The organism is Psychromonas sp. MME2, assembly GCF_040566515.1.
Classification (GTDB): domain Bacteria; phylum Pseudomonadota; class Gammaproteobacteria; order Enterobacterales; family Psychromonadaceae; genus Psychromonas.
Genome location: NZ_JBEWXI010000012.1, coordinates 65127 through 84365 on the forward strand (window position 1 = coordinate 65127; position 19239 = coordinate 84365).

General features: G+C 37.9%; 17 protein-coding genes, 1 tRNA gene and 4 pseudogenes. 16 read left to right on the top strand and 6 right to left on the bottom strand.

Going from position 1 to position 19239, the window contains the following annotated elements; all coding sequences use genetic code 11:
• Positions 1–2: 2 nt before the first annotated feature.
• Together AB1A03_RS10560 and nqrM are read left to right on the top strand one after the other, a co-directional pair.
• Positions 3–1037: an FAD:protein FMN transferase gene (locus tag AB1A03_RS10560; RefSeq protein WP_354624625.1), complete on the top strand. Its 1035-nt coding sequence runs from the start codon at positions 3–5 to the stop codon at positions 1035–1037.
• On the top strand, positions 1034–1225 hold the full coding sequence (gene nqrM, locus AB1A03_RS10565; protein WP_354624626.1) for a (Na+)-NQR maturation NqrM: 192 nt from the start codon (positions 1034–1036) through the stop codon (positions 1223–1225). Before AB1A03_RS10560 ends, nqrM begins: the two co-directional genes overlap by 4 nt.
• A gap of 56 nt (positions 1226–1281) precedes the next feature.
• Here the strand turns inward: nqrM and AB1A03_RS10570 are convergent, their stop codons facing one another.
• Complete coding sequence (locus AB1A03_RS10570) at positions 1282–1737, bottom strand: YaiI/YqxD family protein (RefSeq protein ID WP_354624627.1); 456 nt, start codon at positions 1735–1737, stop codon at positions 1282–1284.
• 369 nt (positions 1738–2106) lie between these two features.
• Between AB1A03_RS10570 and cspE the strand changes: the two genes are divergently transcribed.
• The 4 genes and pseudogenes from cspE to AB1A03_RS10590 all read left to right on the top strand — a co-directional run bounded on the left by cspE (position 2107) and on the right by AB1A03_RS10590 (position 5000).
• Positions 2107–2313 carry a transcription antiterminator/RNA stability regulator CspE gene (gene cspE / locus AB1A03_RS10575; RefSeq protein WP_019613006.1) on the top strand — a complete coding sequence of 69 codons (207 nt, stop codon included), beginning with the start codon at positions 2107–2109 and terminating at the stop codon, positions 2311–2313.
• A gap of 156 nt (positions 2314–2469) precedes the next feature.
• A pseudogene (gene dcd, locus AB1A03_RS10580) lies at positions 2470–3055 on the top strand (dCTP deaminase).
• Positions 3056–3399: 344 nt separating this feature from the next.
• Positions 3400–4629 (top strand): cystathionine gamma-synthase family protein, encoded by a 1230-nt coding sequence (locus AB1A03_RS10585; RefSeq protein ID WP_354624628.1) that lies wholly within the window; start codon positions 3400–3402, stop codon positions 4627–4629.
• A gap of 8 nt (positions 4630–4637) precedes the next feature.
• Positions 4638–5000: a hypothetical protein gene (locus AB1A03_RS10590; protein WP_354624629.1), complete on the top strand. Its 363-nt coding sequence runs from the start codon at positions 4638–4640 to the stop codon at positions 4998–5000.
• Positions 5001–5081: 81 nt separating this feature from the next.
• Here the strand turns inward: AB1A03_RS10590 and AB1A03_RS10595 are convergent, their stop codons facing one another.
• The 4 genes from AB1A03_RS10595 to AB1A03_RS10610 form a co-directional block, all read right to left on the bottom strand.
• A complete protein-coding gene (locus AB1A03_RS10595; protein ID WP_354624630.1) occupies positions 5082–5426 on the bottom strand; it encodes an RNA recognition motif domain-containing protein in 345 nt (114 codons plus the stop codon).
• A 381-nt stretch (positions 5427–5807) separates the two neighbouring features.
• Positions 5808–6614: a GGDEF domain-containing protein gene (locus AB1A03_RS10600; RefSeq protein ID WP_354624631.1), complete on the bottom strand. Its 807-nt coding sequence runs from the start codon at positions 6612–6614 to the stop codon at positions 5808–5810.
• Complete coding sequence (locus AB1A03_RS10605) at positions 6604–7845, bottom strand: EAL domain-containing protein (protein ID WP_354624632.1); 1242 nt, start codon at positions 7843–7845, stop codon at positions 6604–6606. Before AB1A03_RS10605 ends, AB1A03_RS10600 begins: the two co-directional genes overlap by 11 nt.
• A 558-nt stretch (positions 7846–8403) precedes the next feature.
• On the bottom strand, positions 8404–9060 hold the full coding sequence (locus tag AB1A03_RS10610) for an NAD(P)H-dependent oxidoreductase (protein ID WP_354624633.1): 657 nt from the start codon (positions 9058–9060) through the stop codon (positions 8404–8406).
• Between the two features lie 240 nt (positions 9061–9300).
• Here AB1A03_RS10610 and prfC point away from each other — a divergent pair.
• The 3 genes and pseudogenes from prfC (at position 9301) to greA (ending at position 12393) form a co-directional block, all read left to right on the top strand.
• Positions 9301–10886: pseudogene (gene prfC, locus AB1A03_RS10615) on the top strand (peptide chain release factor 3).
• A 122-nt stretch (positions 10887–11008) separates the two neighbouring features.
• On the top strand, positions 11009–11776 hold the full coding sequence (locus AB1A03_RS10620; RefSeq protein WP_354624634.1) for a TatD family hydrolase: 768 nt from the start codon (positions 11009–11011) through the stop codon (positions 11774–11776).
• Between the two features lie 137 nt (positions 11777–11913).
• Positions 11914–12393: a transcription elongation factor GreA gene (greA, locus tag AB1A03_RS10625; RefSeq protein WP_354624635.1), complete on the top strand. Its 480-nt coding sequence runs from the start codon at positions 11914–11916 to the stop codon at positions 12391–12393.
• Between the two features lie 83 nt (positions 12394–12476).
• On the opposite strand, the gene yhbY is transcribed toward greA, so the two are convergent.
• A complete protein-coding gene (gene yhbY, locus AB1A03_RS10630) occupies positions 12477–12773 on the bottom strand; it encodes a ribosome assembly RNA-binding protein YhbY (RefSeq protein ID WP_354624636.1) in 297 nt (98 codons plus the stop codon).
• Between the two features lie 136 nt (positions 12774–12909).
• Between yhbY and rlmE the strand changes: the two genes are divergently transcribed.
• The 7 genes and pseudogenes from rlmE to rimP all read left to right on the top strand — a co-directional run bounded on the left by rlmE (position 12910) and on the right by rimP (position 19235).
• Complete coding sequence (gene rlmE / locus AB1A03_RS10635) at positions 12910–13578, top strand: 23S rRNA (uridine(2552)-2'-O)-methyltransferase RlmE (RefSeq protein ID WP_354624637.1); 669 nt, start codon at positions 12910–12912, stop codon at positions 13576–13578.
• A gap of 128 nt (positions 13579–13706) precedes the next feature.
• A pseudogene (ftsH, locus tag AB1A03_RS10640) lies at positions 13707–15654 on the top strand (ATP-dependent zinc metalloprotease FtsH).
• Positions 15655–15783: 129 nt separating this feature from the next.
• Complete coding sequence (gene folP / locus AB1A03_RS10645) at positions 15784–16563, top strand: dihydropteroate synthase (protein WP_354624638.1); 780 nt, start codon at positions 15784–15786, stop codon at positions 16561–16563.
• A gap of 12 nt (positions 16564–16575) precedes the next feature.
• Positions 16576–17911, top strand: a pseudogene (gene glmM / locus AB1A03_RS10650) (phosphoglucosamine mutase).
• Positions 17912–18075: 164 nt separating this feature from the next.
• Positions 18076–18399 carry a preprotein translocase subunit SecG gene (secG, locus tag AB1A03_RS10655; RefSeq protein ID WP_354624639.1) on the top strand — a complete coding sequence of 108 codons (324 nt, stop codon included), beginning with the start codon at positions 18076–18078 and terminating at the stop codon, positions 18397–18399.
• A gap of 18 nt (positions 18400–18417) precedes the next feature.
• Positions 18418–18502: transfer RNA gene (locus tag AB1A03_RS10660), tRNA-Leu, on the top strand.
• A gap of 274 nt (positions 18503–18776) precedes the next feature.
• Entirely contained in the window at positions 18777–19235 is a 459-nt protein-coding gene (gene rimP, locus AB1A03_RS10665) for a ribosome maturation factor RimP (protein ID WP_354624640.1), read from the top strand.
• Positions 19236–19239: the final 4 nt, after the last annotated feature.

Sequence of the window (19239 nt, forward strand, 5' to 3'; positions counted from 1 at the left end):
TAATGGTTAAAAGCATAATGTATTGGCTAGCCTTAATAGGGCTAGCCTTTTTTGTTTCTTCCTGCTCGCAAAATAAGCAACAACTGTTGCATATTGAAGGGCAGACGATGGGGACTTATTATCAACTTACCTATGTATTATCTACGGAGCAACAAAAAGACGCTCGTTTAGAGACTGATAAAATACAGGGCGAGATTAATAAGTTACTTGAGCAAGTGAATGAACAAATGTCAACTTATCGACCAGCATCAGAATTGTCACGTTTTAATCAGGCAACTGAATCACTGCTTGTTTCTCCGGCAACGATAAAGGTCGTCACAGCTGCATTACAGTTAAACCATCAGAGTAATGGGGCATTTGATGTAACTGTCGGGCCCTTAGTTAATCTATGGGGCTTTGGTCCAGATAAAAAACCGACCAAAATTCCATCCGATGCAACGATTGCAGAGAAAAAACAGATTGTGGGCAGCCAATATCTCCATGTAGATGGTCAGCGTCTGGTTAAATCAATTCCTCAACTCTATGTTGATTTGTCCTCCATTGCGAAGGGGTATGGTGTTGATGTTGTAAGTGAATACTTGCAACAATTAGGGGTTGATAATTATCTCGTCGATATAGGCGGTGAGCTTAGGGCGAGTGGTTTAAAGCCTAATAATAAAAATTGGACATTAGCGATTGAACGTCCAGTTGCAGGGCGTAATGTACAACGTTTAATTCAGATTGGTACAAATGGGATAGCAACTTCAGGTGATTATCGTAACTATTTTGAATTTGATGGGGTGCGTTATTCACATACGATAGATCCTAAAACAGGGAAACCGATTACGCACAAATTAGCCTCGGTGACTGTTATTGATAAAAGTTGTATGATTGCAGATGGCTTAGCAACAGCGATCACTGTACTCGGCCCTCAAGATGGACTGCGCTTTGCCAAGCAGCATAAAATAGCAGCTTTTTTATTAGTCAAAGAAGGGGATGAATTTGTTGAGTATTTTACCCCAGAGTTTGCGCCATATTTATTAAAGGAAAATGAATGATTTATTTTATTGCTACCTTTATTGTTTTTTTATTGGTCATTGCAGCGATGGCTATTGGTTATATTTTTAAGAAAAAAACAATTAGCGGTAGCTGCGGTGGATTAGCATCCGTCGGGGTAGAGAAAGAGTGCGATTGTCCTGAGCCCTGTGATAATCGCAAAAAAAGAATCAAGAATTGGCGCGTTTAAATAAACTGAAAAACGATAATAGGATTATTTAAGCGCAGTAAAAAGCAAAAAATAGGTTATTTTTTGCTTTTTTGTTGCTGCAACCATCGATCTAAGGCATTCGCAAAGGCTTGTTTATCTTTATCTGCAAATTTATTTGCTCCGCCAGTGGTTTGCCCAATACTACGTAACTCTTCGGCAATATTACGCATTGCTAAACGTTGGCGAACATTTTCAACACTGTATAGTTCTCCCCTTGGATTTAAAGCCGTAATCCCCTGAGCGACCATTTCTGCTGCTAAAGGTATATCCTGTGTTATCACTAAATCTCCTGATTGGGCGTGTTGGCTAATATAATTATCCGCCACATCAAACCCCTGTGCAACACGTACAGTTTTAACTAAGGGGCGTGTTGCAATTGGTAATGGGCTATTGGCAACGAATATAAGCGCTGTATTAGTGCGTTGACTAGCCCGTAAAGTAATATCCCTAACAGGGACTGGGCAGGCATCTGCATCAATCCAAATTGTCATTTTTTCTCCTTATGAGGTGATTAAAACGCTGTTATCAAACAATAATTGAGCTTTGATCTTTATACTCATGTTATCGCAATATGGTTGGGCAGCGCTAGTTTTTGTATCTCAGCTAACGCTGATTGTAAACAAAAAAAAGTGATTTATTTTGCAAAAAATTCATGTTTTTCGTGGATTTTGATAAATAGCTATTGACAGCTGTGAAGAGATATATATACTCAGATTCAGCTTGTAAGTTCGTTTTATATTTATGTTCGATGTTCCGTATTATGTACCGAATCCTATACTTCATAAGTAATAGTAACACTTCTAGCACACAGCCTTGTTTTTAAAGGTAAAATTACTAATTTATAATAGGATAATATTATTATGTCTACAACTACTGGTACAGTAAAATGGTTCAACGAGTCTAAAGGTTTTGGTTTCATCGAGCAAGAAAACGGTCCTGACGTTTTCGCACATTTCTCTGCAATTGCAAGCACTGGTTTTAAAACTCTTGCTGAAGGCCAAAAAGTACAGTTCACTGTAACTCAAGGTCAAAAAGGTCCTCAAGCAGAAAACATCGTAGCTCTTTAATATTGCTTCGATGAGCTAACTTAGCTCATTCTGATTGAAAAAAAGGTAAGTCATTGACTTGCCTTTTTTTATGCCCGTAAGAAAATAGTTTGCACATCGCTTTATGTGTATAATGCGGTTGATTTTAAGGATTACTTTTCTTACTGGAGAAATAAAATGCGCTTGTGTGATACCCATATCGAAGAATATTTAGATGCAGGGAAGCTAGTTATCACCCCTCGACCACCGCAATCATCAATTTCAGGTGTTAGCGTTGATATCCGCCTAGGCAATGAGTTTCGCGTCTTTAGTGAACATACGACCCCGTTTATAGATTTATCTGGCCCAAAAGAAGAGGTTGCAGCATCGCTTGATCGCGTCATGAGTGATGCCATTGTGATTGACGATGAGCAATCGTTTTTCTTGCATCCTGGTGAATTAGCACTTGCCGTCACCTATGAAGATGTCACTTTACCTGCGGATATTGTTGGTTGGTTAGATGGGCGCTCTTCATTGGCCCGATTAGGCTTGATGGTACATGTTACCGCGCATCGAATTGACCCTGGTTGGTCTGGTAAAAATAGTCCTCGAATTCTATAATAGTGGCAAACTTCCATTAGCTTTACGTCCTAAAATGACGATTGGCGCATTAAATTTCGAAACACTCTCAGCACCTGCTGCGCGGCCTTATAATAAACGTAGCAATGCTAAATATAGAGAACAGCAGGGCGCAGTTGCAAGTCGCATCAATCAAGATGGATAGGAATAACTAATACCAATCGGAATAAATAGCTGATCTATTTTACTGGTTAAAATAACTTACTTTTTTGTTGTAAGTTTCGCAAAGGGAACAACCATTTGCGTCAACTTACGCCTCAAATTAAGCTATTTTTCCTGCGCAAAATTTAGATCACATACTTAATCCGATTGGTATAACATTCTATCGCTCGCCTTAGATTAAATGGGTTGTTATTAATTAATCGATTAACAACCCTTTTTTTAGTAAAAACCTAATTCTATTGACGCAATAAACTATTCAATTTCAACTTCTTTATTTAACTCTGTATAATCATTTTATAATTAGCTTAAAACTACCAAGGAATATTAATGTCAGAGCAAGGATTTACAACAAAAATAGTGCATTCAGATCGTTTACTTAATTTGGAATTCGGTGCAGTTCATGCGCCTATCCATAATTCAGTGCCTTACGGTTTTGACGATGTACAAGGTCTGATTAATGTTTTTCAAGGTACTCAAGCAGGACATGCTTACGCACGTTCATCCACGCCAACAATTGATGCTCTCCAGCATAAGATCAAAGAGATGGATAATGGCATATCCTCTTTAGTCTTTTCCTGTGGGATGGCCGCGATTGTAACGACTTTCCTATCTCTTTTAAAAAATGGTGACCATATTATTTGTAGCCGTTTTTTATTTGGTAATACAACGAGTTTAATTGGTACCTTGGAAGGTTACGGGATTGAAGTTAGCTTCGTCGATGCAACGGATATTGAGCAAGTTAAAGCGGCGCAACAGGATAATACACGCCTTATTTTTGTCGAGACTATTGCTAACCCCGCTACACAAATTAGTGCCTTAGATAAAATTGGTGACTTCTGTGAAGAACAGGGGCTTATCTATGTTATTGATAATACGTTAACCTCGAGTTACCTGTTTGATGCGATTAAAGTCAAAGCAAGTATCATTGTGACTTCCCTATCAAAATATGTAGCTGGACATGGTAATGCTTTAGGCGGTTCGGTTACTGACACTGGCTTATTTAACTGGGAAAGTTATCCGAATATTTTTGGCGCTTATCGAACTGGTGACACTAAATTGTGGGGAATAAACCAGATCAAGAAAAAAGGTTTAAGAGATATGGGGGCCTGTATTAGCTCTCAGATAGCACACCTTATCTCTGTTGGTAGTGAGACAATGGAATTACGTATGGAACGTCAATGTGATAATGCTATGGCATTAGCTCTGTATTTGCAGCAACATCCGAAAATTGCCAAAGTTTATTACCCTGGGTTAGATTCTCATCCTCAACATGATACTGCGAAGCGTTTATTTAAAAAATTTGGTGCAATGCTAAGTTTTGACTTAGTCGCTGGTGAAGATTGTTGTGCTTTACTTAATAGATTAAAGGTTGTGATCAGTGCAACTCATCTGGGTGATAATCGCACCCTAGCTTTACCTGTCGCTCCAACGATTTACCATGAAATGGGGCTTGATAATCGTCAAAAAATGGGCATTAGCGAAACGATGGTACGTTGTTCAATCGGTATTGAAAACACAGCAGATCTATTAGCTGATTTTGAACAAGCGCTTGCATAGCTAAGATAATGAAGCTAATTTTTGCATTTTTACTGTTTTTAAGTCTCCTCTCGAATAATGTACATGCTCTTGCAAATGTTGATTTGCAAGAGGATGGTCGGCAATTGGCAAATTATCAGGCTTGTGCGGCGGTTGCTAAGCGTATTAACGATTTAGCTTTACAGCATTACTATGAGGAGATGTTTGAAGATAGTGCTAGTGACATTCGTTACTACCCTCTCAATGAGTCTGAAGTTGTTTACAGAACTTTTTTTAAAAGCGTTAAACTGCTAAAAAAAGTTGCCCCTGCTAGTATGGAAGCTATCTGCCTTAGTCGTTTCGATGCTCTTTCTCGGAAAATGCAAGAGAAAAAATTATACTCATTAGATTAACTATGTGCTTTTAAGGCGTTAAATTGAGCCGCTATTTATATCCCGCTTACGTTTGTGTCACGCTAGCGGGATAGAGCAAATTTAATCGGACTGCTTTGGGGTGCCATAGATATTTAATGCGTTATTAGCATTACTTTTGATGCCATTATTTTCTGAGTGATTAACCTCAGTTTTTAACGTTTCTTTTTTAACTTCTGCTTTTTTCACACGAATAATATTGCCAGCTAATTTATAGCCATTTAGTTTTTGTATGGCAACTTTAGCTTCTCCCGACTTTGGCATTTCAACAAAGGCAAACCCTTTTGATGCCCCCGTTTTATCATCGAGTATTAGGTTACAATATTGAATTGCGCCATATTCGCTAAATAGGGCATAAATTTTTTCTTCATTTGTTGTTTTGGCAAGGTTACGAACAAGTATTTTCATTGGGTACCACTTGATATAAGATATTTTAAGTTTTTATAGTAGCAGATAGTTGTCAATATTTCTGAGCTTGTTACTTTTTTATCGATATTATATTTCAGTCAGATTGGTTGCGTAGCTAACTAATACCATTAATCTGCATAAGTATCTGATCTATCTTGTTGATTAAAATAATAGATAACAGCGTTGCATTCAATCGTAATAGCCAGCTATTACAGAATCATGCATATTGCTCTCTATCATTTTTCATCAACAAGCTATTACCATCATATTATGCCAATTGGGATAACCTTTGCGCTGGGTTGAAATGACTATTATCTGAAATAATAATATGTGGATTTGTTTATCCAGCACTGAGGTTAGGTCAATCAAGTGGGGCTATTGTTATGCTTTGTCCTTTAATGATAAAAAGGCGACATTTTCAAGTGTATTTTGAAATAAATCATTGCTTGCATACTGTTGGCTACCAAAGTTAAAGCTGGTTTTGAAAATCAATCCTGTTTTGCTTTTTAAGGTGGCGTTTGCTAACTCTAGTTTAGCATTGGTAATGAAAGAAAAAATATTGTTTACATTTTCATTTTTTATCAAAATAATAAATTGATCATTGCTGTATCTAACAAGATCAAATTCAATCTGCTCATGTTTTAATTTTTTGGTTAAAAATTTTGTAATATAGATAATGACGTTATCGGCAATTAATTGTCCATATTTCTTAGCCAGATAGTTGCAGTCATTCACATCGATTAATACCAGCACGCCATCCTGAAAAAACTTTCCTTCCTTAGTAATAGCATGGTTATATATCCATTTTCGGTTAAAAACTTGTGTTAATGGATCGATATAAATGAGCTCTCTGAGGGAGTTGATTTCTTTTTTCATTGCCAATAGGGATGAGCCAATACTTTTTAGTGACTCGGTATCTTTTTCATCAATGGCTTTTTGTGCATGCTCTGTTACTTCACTTAGCGTATCAATATTATCGATTGTTTTTTTCATATAGTTATTGATACTTTCCCATTCATTTGTAATTACAGTACTAACTTCACTTTCAAATTGAATGCTATTTATATTAACGCTCAAATTCTTGGCATTTTGATCAAATGCTTTAAAGTAAGTTGATGGTAAAATTATCTCATTTTGCAATAGATCACTTACCGTCATATCTGTAATTCTTTTTAAATCATCCTTCACATTTTTCTCCCTTTAATTGCTCTATTGACAAAGGCTTTTGAATGTAATATCCCTGTGAGTAATTAATGCCTAATGATTTGACATATCGTTGTATTTTTATGTTACTAACGTATTCAGCAATGGTTTTAATATTTTGTTTATTACAAAACATAACAATGCTTTTGATTAGGTTCATATAGATATCCTCATCAATTTTTTGTATCAAGCTGCCGTCAATTTTTAGGTAATCAACATTTAATTTCAGGATGTATTCATAATTCGCAAAACCAGTGCCAAAATCGTCAATGGCAATTGTTGCACCATGCTCTTTTACTGTACGGATAAAATCGTTAATGACATCAAAATTTTTAATTCGTTCGCTCTCTAAAATTTCAAGATTAAGATAGTTTCCTATGTTGTGCTGCTGAATTTGAGTCGTTATAAGGTTGCTGATTAAAGGATTAATGATATCTGTATATTCTAAATTAATACTGCAATGAATTTTATATTTCACTATTATGTCAAAAACTTTCTTGATCATAATTATCATCAGGGGCGTATAGAGGCGATAGGTCTTTGCTTTTTCCAAAAACACACCCGGTGAGAGCATATTCCCCTGCTCATCAAAAAGTCTCATAAGAGCTTCGTATTTTACAATTTCATCGGTTGTATTGCAGAGCATGGCTTGAAAGTAGGGGGCTACAGTTTCGTTTTCAATATTGTATTTGATTAATTCGACGAGGCTGTTATTAGAAGTTTCATTTTTGTATAAATCTGCATCAAAAAACATAAACATTTCAAAATTAAGTTTCGCGCCACTTAATGCTTTTTCTGCAAAGATAAATAAATCATTGCAGTGGCTTTTTGAACAACCAATAGTCGTGTTGAGGTTGATTTTTAAATTGGGTTTGGATATATCAAAGGAATAAGAGAGAAGCGCTGTATTGATTATATCTTTTATAGTAAGTATTAGATTATCATGTAAATTTTCATAGATAATAAGTGCAAATACATCGGAGTGGTGCCTAGTGACTCTACTTGTGATTTTTTTGCCATAGGCTTTATTGATTACTTCACTTATCTCTTTTTTTAAAAGAGACTTAATAAATTCCTTAAATTGTTTTAAGACAGCATTACCATTACCAAAACCATAGGAAGCATTAATATCTTTCATGTGTAGAATATCAATTAAAAAAAGCGTTTTGATATCCTTTGTTTTTTTTAATTTGATACATAAATCATCAGGGAACAAAATATTACTATCCTTTTTAATACTTCAATCCATTTATTTTAATTATTATTTAAGGGGGGCTAAAGGAGTAATATGTCCTTTTTTCAGCTAAATAACGTTAAAATAGTTCATTATTTTTTTATTATTTGAACTTTGAGCATCATCGCAATCCTGCTTCATTAAAAATAGGCAGAGAGTCATTTTATTCCGGTAGCTTATTTTTATCTAATTGCAAGAATAAAGACTCTTTTTCATTTAAGCAAGTATTCATAATGACTTGACCAGAGTCATTTTCTATTTTAATGACATTACGCATAGAAATTGTTGTCGCTGCTTGCTAGTTATAAATAGATCTAGTGCGGCTGTTATTGGCGCATAATCGCTTTCTATGATTTTTTATATTCCACGACAGGCGAGGGGTATTTACTGGCCAATTATGAAATATATACCGATGCTGCTTCAAGGTGCTTTGTCAGGTGCTAGCGCTCCGTAGAGCAAGAAAATAGTAGCAACTATTATTGCTGACTTTGTATCTTGAAGTAGCATGGGGATGTCGGAGATGATTTTTCGATTGGCCATTTATACTACTTGTAGTATTTCTGGCATAGCTAAACGCGACTTAGGCAGTGCTGCATTATAATCTTCATCTTGGTGGTGATACCCCATGGCAAGCGCTACATCACAACGATAACCTGCTAATTCCTCTTTAAAAACCTCAGCAATCAAATCGCTATCCACACCTTCCATTGTGGTGGAATCAATCCCTAAACGAGCGAGTACGTGCAGAGCGTTACCAAGAGCAAGGTAAGTTTGTGCTTTGGTCCACGCTGATGTATTTCCTGTGGCATCGGTATTTAAATCTGCAAATGTAAAACTTGCAAAGGCTTGCTCTCTGTTTTCGGCTTTAGTGCGGCCATCTGCAATACCTTTATCTACAACTTTTGCGTAATCAGTTCGCTTATAGTGGGGATTGTAGGCAAACAATATAATGTGTGAAGCTGTTTTGGCATGAACTTGGTTAAATTGGAACTTATTGGCAAAAGTATCATGCAGCCGCTGCTTGGCTGCATCACTTTCAATAACGATAAATTTCCATGGCTGTGAATTGATTGATGAGGCTGACAAACGAATCGCTTCATAAATAACATCAAGGTCGCATTGTGAAATTCGTTTTGAGGCGTCATAACGTTTTGTCGTATAACGGTTTTTTAAGTCAGTGATAATTGGATGAAGCATAATTATATCCTTGTTGGTATTTGTTGCCATTTTAACGGATATGGTGTTGCTGTCTACGCTATTTTAATTTCCATGTTTATCTTTAACGCCATCAGGAACGCTTAATTTATTAAATTTTTATTGCCATTAACATTTATGAATGTTGCTTATATTTTGTTATAGTTGCGCACATTCGATAAAACCTTCCCTATAAAAAAATATTTTGTGCATGTTTGTGTACTATTTTAAGAGAAAATAAAAATGGCAGACGCTAAGTTCCTCGAAGCCGTCAACTGTAGACGTACCTTCGCTATCATCTCTCACCCTGATGCGGGTAAAACAACGATCACTGAAAAGGTATTGTTATTCGGTAATGCACTACAAAAAGCGGGTACCGTAAAAGGTAAAAAATCAGGGCAGCATGCAAAGTCTGACTGGATGGAGATGGAAAAGGATCGTGGTATATCGATCACGACCTCTGTGATGCAGTTTCCTTATAATAACTCCATTGTGAACTTACTTGATACGCCTGGGCATGAAGATTTCTCGGAGGATACCTACCGCACATTGACTGCCGTTGACTCTTGTTTAATGGTCATTGATTCCGCAAAAGGGGTTGAGCAACGGACCATTAAACTGATGGAAGTGACCCGGTTGCGTGATACACCAATTATCACTTTTATGAACAAATGTGACCGTGATATTCGCGAGCCAATTGAGTTAATGGATGAAGTTGAAGATATTTTAAATATTGCCTGCGCTCCCATTACTTGGCCTATTGGCATGGGGAAAGAGTTTAAAGGGGTTTACCATATTCTTCGTGATGAGGTGATCTATATTCAACCGGGCAAGGCCATACGATTCAAGAAAGTCGTATTATTAAAGGCTTGGATAATCCAGAACTCGATGAAATTTTACCGTTATATGCTAACGACCTGCGTGAAGAAATGGAGCTTGTTTTAGGGGCTTCTAATGAATTTGACTTGGAAATGTTTTTAAAAGGCGAGTTGACCCCTGTTTATTTTGGTACTGCATTAGGTAATTTTGGTGTTGACCATGTATTAGATGGCTTGACGGAATGGGCGCCGAAGCCGTTAGCGCGTGTTGCCCATGAGCGAGTGGTTGACCCCACAGAAACGGAATTTTCTGGATTTATCTTTAAAATTCAAGCGAATATGGACCCTAAACACCGTGACCGTATCGCCTTTATGCGTGTTTGTTCAGGAAAATATGAAAAAGGCATGAAGATGCGTCATGTTCGCACTGGGAAGATGGTTAGCATCTCTGATGCGGTCACCTTTATGGCTGGAGATAGAGCTGCTGCTGAAGAGGCTTTCCCGGGTGATATTATTGGTTTGCATAATCATGGTACGATTCAAATTGGTGATGCCTTTACCAGTGGTGAAGAACTCAAATTTACAGGCATCCCCAATTTCGCACCAGAAATGTTCCGTCGTATACGCTTAAAAGATCCGCTTAAGCAAAAGCAACTGCTCAAAGGTTTGATGCAGTTGTCCGAAGAAGGTGCTGTACAGGTGTTTAGACCATTACGTAGTAATGATTTAATCGTTGGGGCTGTCGGGGTATTGCAATTTGAAGTTGTTGTTCAGCGTCTAAAATCTGAATATAAAGTGGAAGCCATTTATGAGAGCATTAGTGTTGCCACTGCGCTCTGGGTGGACAGTGAAGATCCTATTAAATTTGCTGAGTTCGAGAAAAAAGCCTACGACAATTTAGCCCTTGATGGTAGTAATAACTTGACCTATGTTGCACCAACGATGGTTAATTTAAATCTTGCGATTGAACGTTATCCGGCAATCAGTTTTAGAAAAACGCGTGAACATTAATAGTAAATCCTACTATTGAAGGAATTGCTATGATTAATTAAAAGCATAAAATGTCTTTTAGCCATTTTATGCTTTACGCTCCCCCTATTATTTTTGCTACCTATACCCATGAAGGAAAGCAAATGTTTATTGATAGCCACTGCCACGTGAATTTTGCCTGTTTTGATGAGCAGCGTGATAAATTAATATCCTCTTTAGCGTACCAACAAATAGATAAACTTATTATTCCTGCAACGCATCGTTCTACCTGGCAAGATATTATCGATTTATGCTGTCAGTATCCTAATTTGTATTATTCATTGGGTTATCATCCCCATTTTTTAGACCATTATGAAGATGGGGACCTAATTTATCTACAAGCACTTGTGAATCGCAGAGAAAGGCAATGTATCGCGATTGGTGAGATTGGTTTAGATAAGAGAATCAGTACAGATATGAGGATGCAAGAGGACATTTTTATCGAGCAGGTGAAAATAGCTGAAAAATTTAAATTACCCATTATCTTACATGTTGTTCAGAAACAGGGGCGTGTACTGGAGATATTGCGGCAATTAAAATTTACTCAAGGAGGCGTTTACCATGCTTTTTCTGGTAGTGAAGATATTGCATTAGCTTTCATTGCGCTAGGTTTTAAAATTGGTGTTGGTGGTGTGGTTACCTATCCTAATGCACTAAAAACGAGAAAAACGCTGCGTTTATTACCAGTTGAATCTTTAATACTTGAAACAGATTCACCGGATATGCCAGTTTACAAACAACGTGACAAAGTTAATACACCGCTTAATTTATTACCTATTTTTACTGCCTTGGCGGAATTGCGAAGTGAATCAAAAGAGTGTCTGGCTAAACAATTATATCAAAATACTTTGAATATTTTTTCTTGTAAATAGTTTGAATAATGAAGATTAAACACGAACCAACACGAGACATTTAATGGAATTGGTATAATGTATAAAAAAAGCGTAGAATAACTGCCTTTTTCAAAGGCTAAAAATAGAGCTGCTAGTTACATATAAGGTGATTTTTAATGGTTCAATATCCAATGACAGCTAAAGGTGCTGAAATTTTGCGCGCTGAATTAGAAAATTTAAAAACAGTGAAACGCCCTGAAATTGTCAAGGCAATAGCAGAAGCGCGTGAACACGGTGATTTGAAGGAAAATGCCGAATACCATGCTGCGCGTGAGCAACAGGGGTTTTGTGAAGGGCGTATTCAAGATATAGAGGCTAAGCTATCTAACGCACAGATTATCGATGTCACTAAAATGGCTAATAATGGTAAAGTCATTTTTGGCTCAACGGTGACTATTGTAAATATTGAGACGGATGCCGAAGTGACTTACCGTATTGTTGGTGATGATGAAGCGGATATCAAACGCAATTTGATTTCGATTAGTTCACCTATTGCACGTGGCTTAATTGGCAAAATGCTAAATGATGAAATAGTTATTACAACACCCGGTGGTGTAATCGAGTACGAAATAATTAACGTACAATATGTTGCTTAATGAGGGGATATCAAATCGTGTAGAGTAATGCATAAAACCTGAATAGGTTCGTGTTTTATGCATTTTAGCTCTGTTTGCTTGGGTTATTTACGTGGCAACTCTATCTTTTTGTTTTCGCTAGGGCGGAATAAAACCACAACATGACCAATTTTAGCGATATCAAGTGCTTCAGTTTCACGTACAATTGCATCAATGATAAGTTGCTTCATTTCTCGGTCGTCAGTTGCAACTTTCACTTTAATTAATTCATGAAAGCTGAGTGCGTTCTCAATTTCTGCTAGTACGCCTTCAGTTAAGCCATTTTGGCCAAGTTGCACAATCGGTTTTAAACTATGTGCAAGACCTTTTAAGTGTTGTTTTTGTTTATTTGATAATTTCATACAAATTTCTTTTCATTTAAGGGTTGAAAACAGGGCATTCTACCCTTAATTGATACCCTTTACTATTTTGATTGTTATTTATCCGCTTTATTCATCATAAATAATGGCACAGTAACAATATTGAGGAACCATTTAGATGGGCAAAAAAGTTAATTCCGGCGAAGTGAAATCCGGCGCTACAAAGAAAAATAGCTCGGCTAGCTCTAAACGTTGGATGCAAGAGCACGTTAATGATTTTTATGTAAAAGAAGCGAATAAAAAAGGATTGCGCTCTCGTGCTGTTTTTAAACTCGAAGAGATCAATAACAAAGATAAGTTAATTCGATCAGGAATGACGGTGGTTGATTTAGGTGCTGCACCGGGTAGTTGGTCACAATGGGCTGTTGATACTGTAGGCATGAAGGGCAAAGTGATCGCCTGTGATATTTTGCCTATGGATTCTATCGCTGGAGTCGATTTTTTACAGGGTGATTTCCGTGAAGAGGCCGTGCTAAATGCGTTACTGAAACGTATTGGTGATAACAAAGTTGATGTTGTTTTATCTGATATGGCACCCAATATGAGTGGTAATGCGGCAATGGACCAACCTAAATCAATGTATTTAGTTGAGCTCGCACTAGATATGTGCCGTGCGGTATTGGTTGAAAATGGCAGCTTTATTGTCAAAGTATTCATGGGGGCTGATTTTGAAGCTTTCATGCAAGACGTTCGTGGCGAATTTCGCGCCGTAAAAATTCGTAAGCCTGACTCTTCTAGAGCGCGTTCTCGAGAAGTTTATCTTGTTGCAACGGGATACAAAGGCTAAATAGATTAAAGTGCAGTTGCATTATGTATTTATTCTTCACTGAATGAGTCAAGTATATTTACTGGCGACAGATTTTAATCTGTAGTAATCTACAACACATTATTATTTATTAACATGAGGTTTACATCTTGAACGATATGGCAAAAAACCTGATATTGTGGTTAGTCATCGCAGTAGTATTGATGTCGTTATTCCAAGGTTTTGGAACGGATAGCGCAAAAAAATCGCAAATGGATTACACAACATTCGTCAAAGAAGTTAGCCAAGGGCAAATCCAACAAGTTAAAATTGATGGGCAAGTAATTAAAGGCGTTAAAAGTAATCAAAGCCATTTTGAGACGTATATTCCTGCACCCGATTCTTGACCTATTGAATGATTTAATTAAACACGGTGTCCTTGTTGAAGGTACTCCGCCCGAGGAAACTAGCTTTTTAACATCGTTATTTGTTTCTTGGTTCCCGATGCTGTTATTAATTGGTGTTTGGATTCTTTTCATGCGCAATATGCAAGGCGGTGGAAAAGGTGGGGCAATGTCATTTGGCAAAAGTAAAGCCAAATTGATGGGAGAAGATCAAATCAAAACAACCTTTGCTGATGTGGCTGGGTGTGATGAAGCAAAAGAAGACGTTAAAGAGCTTGTTGATTACTTAAAAGATGCGACTAAATTCCAAAAATTAGGTGGGCGTATTCCAACGGGGGTTTTATTAGTTGGCCCTCCTGGAACGGGTAAAACGTTATTGGCAAAAGCAATCGCTGGCGAAGCTAAGGTTCCTTTTTTCTCAATCTCTGGTTCAGATTTTGTTGAAATGTTCGTGGGTGTTGGTGCTTCTCGCGTGCGTGATATGTTTGAGCAAGCCAAAAAATCTGCTCCTTGTATTATATTTATTGATGAAATCGATGCGGTTGGTCGTCAACGTGGTGCTGGTGTCGGTGGTGGTAATGATGAGCGAGAGCAAACCTTAAACCAAATGTTGGTTGAAATGGATGGCTTTGAAGGTAACGAAGGTATTATTGTTATCGCAGCAACCAACCGTCCAGATGTACTCGATGCAGCCCTGTTACGTCCTGGACGTTTCGACCGTCAAGTTGTTGTTGGCCTACCTGATGTGCGAGGCAGAGAGCAGATTCTTAATGTTCATATGCGTAAAGTACCGCTTGCTGGTGACGTTCAAGCCGCTATTTTAGCGCGAGGCACCCCAGGTTTTTCTGGTGCAGATCTTGCGAATTTAGTTAACGAAGCTGCGTTGTTTGCTGCCAGAGGTGATAAACGTACCGTTGATAAGCAAGATTTTGAACAAGCTCGTGATAAAATTTTAATGGGTGCAGAACGCCGCAGTTTGGTTATGCGTGAAGAAGATAAAGAATCGACTGCTTACCATGAAGCAGGGCATGCTATTGTTGCGAAATTAGTACCGCAACATCACCCTATTCATAAAGTGACGATTATACCTCGTGGTCGCGCGCTGGGTGTGACACAATTTTTGCCTGAGGGTGATCAAATTAGCCAAAATCGTACCGAGCTTGAAAGTAGTATTTCCGTTGCCTATGGTGGTCGTATTGCCGAAGAGTTGATCTATGGAGCCGATAAGGTTTCAACGGGTGCTTCTCAGGATATTAAACAAGCATCATATATTGCACGAGCGATGGTTACCGAATGGGGATTCTCTGAAAAATTAGGGCCTATTTTATTAAACGTTGACTCAAATACATTGCGATCTAATGTCGTTTCCCATGAAACTGGCAAAATTATTGATGATGAAGTGAAGTTTTTCATTGAGAAGAATTATACTCGCGCTAAGCAAATATTAACCGATAACATTGATATCTTGCATGCAATGAAAGATGCATTAATCAAATATGAAACGATAGATGCGGAGCAGGTGGATGATTTAATGGCAAGGATTGAGGTTCGCCCCCCTACGGATTGGAACGATGCATTATTGGCAACAACCAAAGTGGATGCTGAAGTTGTGTCTCCGGTAGACAATGAGAATGTCAGTGACGCCGTTGATACCCCCGTAGATACGGTTGAAGAGTCTGCGCCGAATAGTGAAGATAAAAACGATAAACTATAAACATCTCAATGGCTGAGTATCCTTGAAAACCTAAGCTTGCTTAGGTTTTTTATTATCTTAAATTTCAGTGAGAAATTGATGCAATTAAGTAGCGGGCATAAAACACTTAATCTAGATTAACCGAAAGTAATGGGTATTTTAAATGTAACCCCAGATTCTTTCTCTGATGGTGGCCGCTTTGCGAATATCGAGTCAGCTTTTTTACAATCCGTGAAGATGGTTGAACAAGGCGCTGCCATTATTGATATCGGAGGGGAGTCTACTCGCCCAGGTGCTGAGGATGTTAGTACACAAGAAGAGTTAGATCGTGTTATTCCTGTCATTGAGAAAATAGCTAAACGGTTAGATTGCTGGATCTCGATTGATACGAGTAAAAGCCTAATCATGCAAGAGGCAGTCAAAGCTGGCGCCGATTTAATTAATGACATCCGAGCCTTGCAAGCAGCGAATGCTTTGCAGGTTGCGGCTCAGGCAAATGTGCCTGTCTGTTTGATGCATATGCAGGGATTACCTCGTACTATGCAAAATGCACCCGAGTATGAAAATTTAATCGCAGAGGTAAAATCTTTTTTAATGCAACGTGCCGAGCAATGCATGGCTGCGGGTATAAAAAAAGAGAATATTATTTTAGATTTAGGTTTTGGTTTCGGTAAAAAGTTGGAACATAATTATCAATTATTGCAAGCGACTAGACAGTTTGTGGAGCTGGGTTATCCTTTGCTAACCGGCGTTTCTAGAAAATCAATGTTTGGTCAATTGCTAAATCGTGATATAAATGACCGCCTTGCAGGCAGTCTTGCAGGTGCTATAATCGCGCTGCAACAGGGAACGCAAATTATCCGAGTACATGATGTAGCTGAAACAGTTGATGTCATTAAAGTGCTACAAGCCGTTAATTCATATAATTAAAAATTTGAGACGATAATGAAGAAAAAATATTTTGGTACAGATGGTATCCGTGGAAAAGTTGGTGCATCATTAATTACACCTGAGTTTGCTTTAAAATTAGGTTGGGCTGCAGGCAGAGTATTGGCAAAAACAGGATCTCAAAAAGTCTTAATTGGTAAAGATCCACGTATCTCAGGCTATATGTTAGAAGCGGCTCTACAAGCTGGGATCACCGCAGCAGGGCTCCGTCCCGTATTGATGGGGCCGATGCCGACACCTGCTGTTGCCTACTTAACGCGTACTTTTCGTGCATCTGCAGGCATCGTTATCAGTGCTTCACATAATCCCTATGACGATAATGGCATTAAGTTCTTTTCAAATGAAGGTGTTAAATTATCGGAAGAAATGGAACTAGAAATTGAAGCTGAAATTGATAAAGAACTAAAATGTGTTGAATCAAATGAGCTTGGTAAGGCTTCGCGAATTGACGATGCCGCTGGGCGTTATATTGAATTTTGTAAAAGCACCTTCCCCAGTAAATATAATCTAACGGGATTAAAAGTGGTAGTGGATTGTGCAAATGGTGCAACATACCATATTGCTCCTCTGGTTATTAATGAGCTGGGAGCTAAAGTTATCGCTATGGGCGTGGAGCCTAACGGCGTCAATATTAATTTAAATTGTGGTGCAACAAGTATGCAGGCGATCTCCGAAGCGTGTTGTTCAAGAGAAGGCTGATTTTGGTATTGCCTTCGATGGCGATGGCGATAGGGTGATGATGGTCGACCATACCGGTTATATTCTCGATGGTGATGAGCTACTTTACATTATTGCCCGAGATAAATTGCGAGCAGGGAGATTAAAAGGCGGTGTTGTCGGCACGACGATGTCTAATTTAGGTCTTGAGCAGGCATTGAAAACATTAGGTATTCCATTTGAACGTTCTGATGTGGGTGATCGCCATGTAATGGAGTTAATGAATAAAAATGGTTGGTGTTTAGGTGCTGAAAATTCAGGGCATGTTATTAGCTCTGAGCACCTACCAACAGGAGATGGTATCGTTTCTGGGTTACAGGTGATTAGTGCCATGCAAGCAAGTCGCATGACGTTAAAAGAGCTAAGACAGGGAATGAAAAAATATCCTCAAATTTTAATCAATGTGCGTTTTAATAATGAAATTGACCCATTATCCGACGAGGATGTATTGGCTGAGTGCCGTGCTATTGAAGAGTTGCTGGCTGATAAAGGTCGTGTACTATTGCGTAAATCCGGTACCGAACCTGTTTTCAGAGTTATGGTTGAAGCTGATGCCGATGAAGATGTGGTGCGTAGCTATGCTCAATCGATTGCTGATAAAGTTAAAGTATAAATAAATTACAATTATTGCTTTTTTTTTGAGCGGTTAAATGGTTAATACCCGAAAAGAAAAAAATATCACTTTATTCACTTGTGATTTGTTCTTCTATTGGGTAATATTCGCCCGCTTCTTGGATGGAGCGCGAGAAGTTTTTGTTGAAATATTAGGTATATTCTATGTATGAGATGCTGTTAGTTGTTTATTTGATTGTTGCAATTATTTTAATTGGATTTGTATTAATTCAACAAGGCAAAGGCGCTGGTATGGGGGCATCCTTTGGTTCAGGCGCTTCAAATACTGTATTTGGTGCAAGTGGTGCAGGGAATTTTATGACTCGCACAACAGCAATACTTGCTGTTATGTTTTTCATTTTAAGCCTTGTTCTTGGTAACCTTTCAACAAATAAAGTTTCGGTTAATGATGAGTATTCAGACCTTACCATCCAGGTGCCAGCTGAAGTAGCAAAAGAAGTTGATACTTCTAATCAAATACCAGAATAGAATATTTATTTAATAAATGCGGATATGGTGGAATTGGTAGACACGTAGTCTTGAGGGGGCTATGACTTAGGTCGTGAGAGTTCAAGTCTCTCTATCCGCACCAATTATTTTATAGGTAGTAATAATAGTGATTGCTTAGCCATGGTTAAGTCGATATAATCGCTGTCATTAGATAGAGCTTTTAGTAAGCTTGTCTTATTCGAGTATTCGAATAAACTGAATTAAGCTCCAATTTATTGGGGCTTTTTTGTTATTTGAGAAGTTGAAAATACTATTTCAACTTTACAATATGACAACTTATGTTTGTTTTTAATAAACATAAGTTGTTAATTAAATAGGGCTTATAGCCCTATTTTTGTTTCTGATAGGGGATTAATTTGGCAAGTTTAGAAGAACGTTTAGTTGAAATGCTAAAACCAAGTGTTGAGGGGCTTGGTTATGAATTGGTTGGTATTGAGTATGTTCGTGCTGGCAAGCATTCAACATTACGGATATATATTGATCAAGATGGTGGTATTTTAGTCGATGATTGTGCGGCCGTCAGTCGCCAAGTCAGTGCTATATTGGATGTTGAAGATCCAATTACCAATGAATATACACTTGAAGTTTCTTCACCTGGTTTAGAACGTCCTCTATTTACCGCTGCGCAATATGCCAATTTCATCGGCACGGAAGTGCGTATACAGTTAAGAATGCCAGTTCAAAACCGTCGCAAATGGAAAGGTACAATTTCCTCTGTTGAAGGTGAAATAATTTGTATAAGCGTAGACGAAAAAGAAGAACGCTTTGCATTAAGTAATATCCAGAAAGCGAATATTGTTGCAAAATTTGATTAATTAA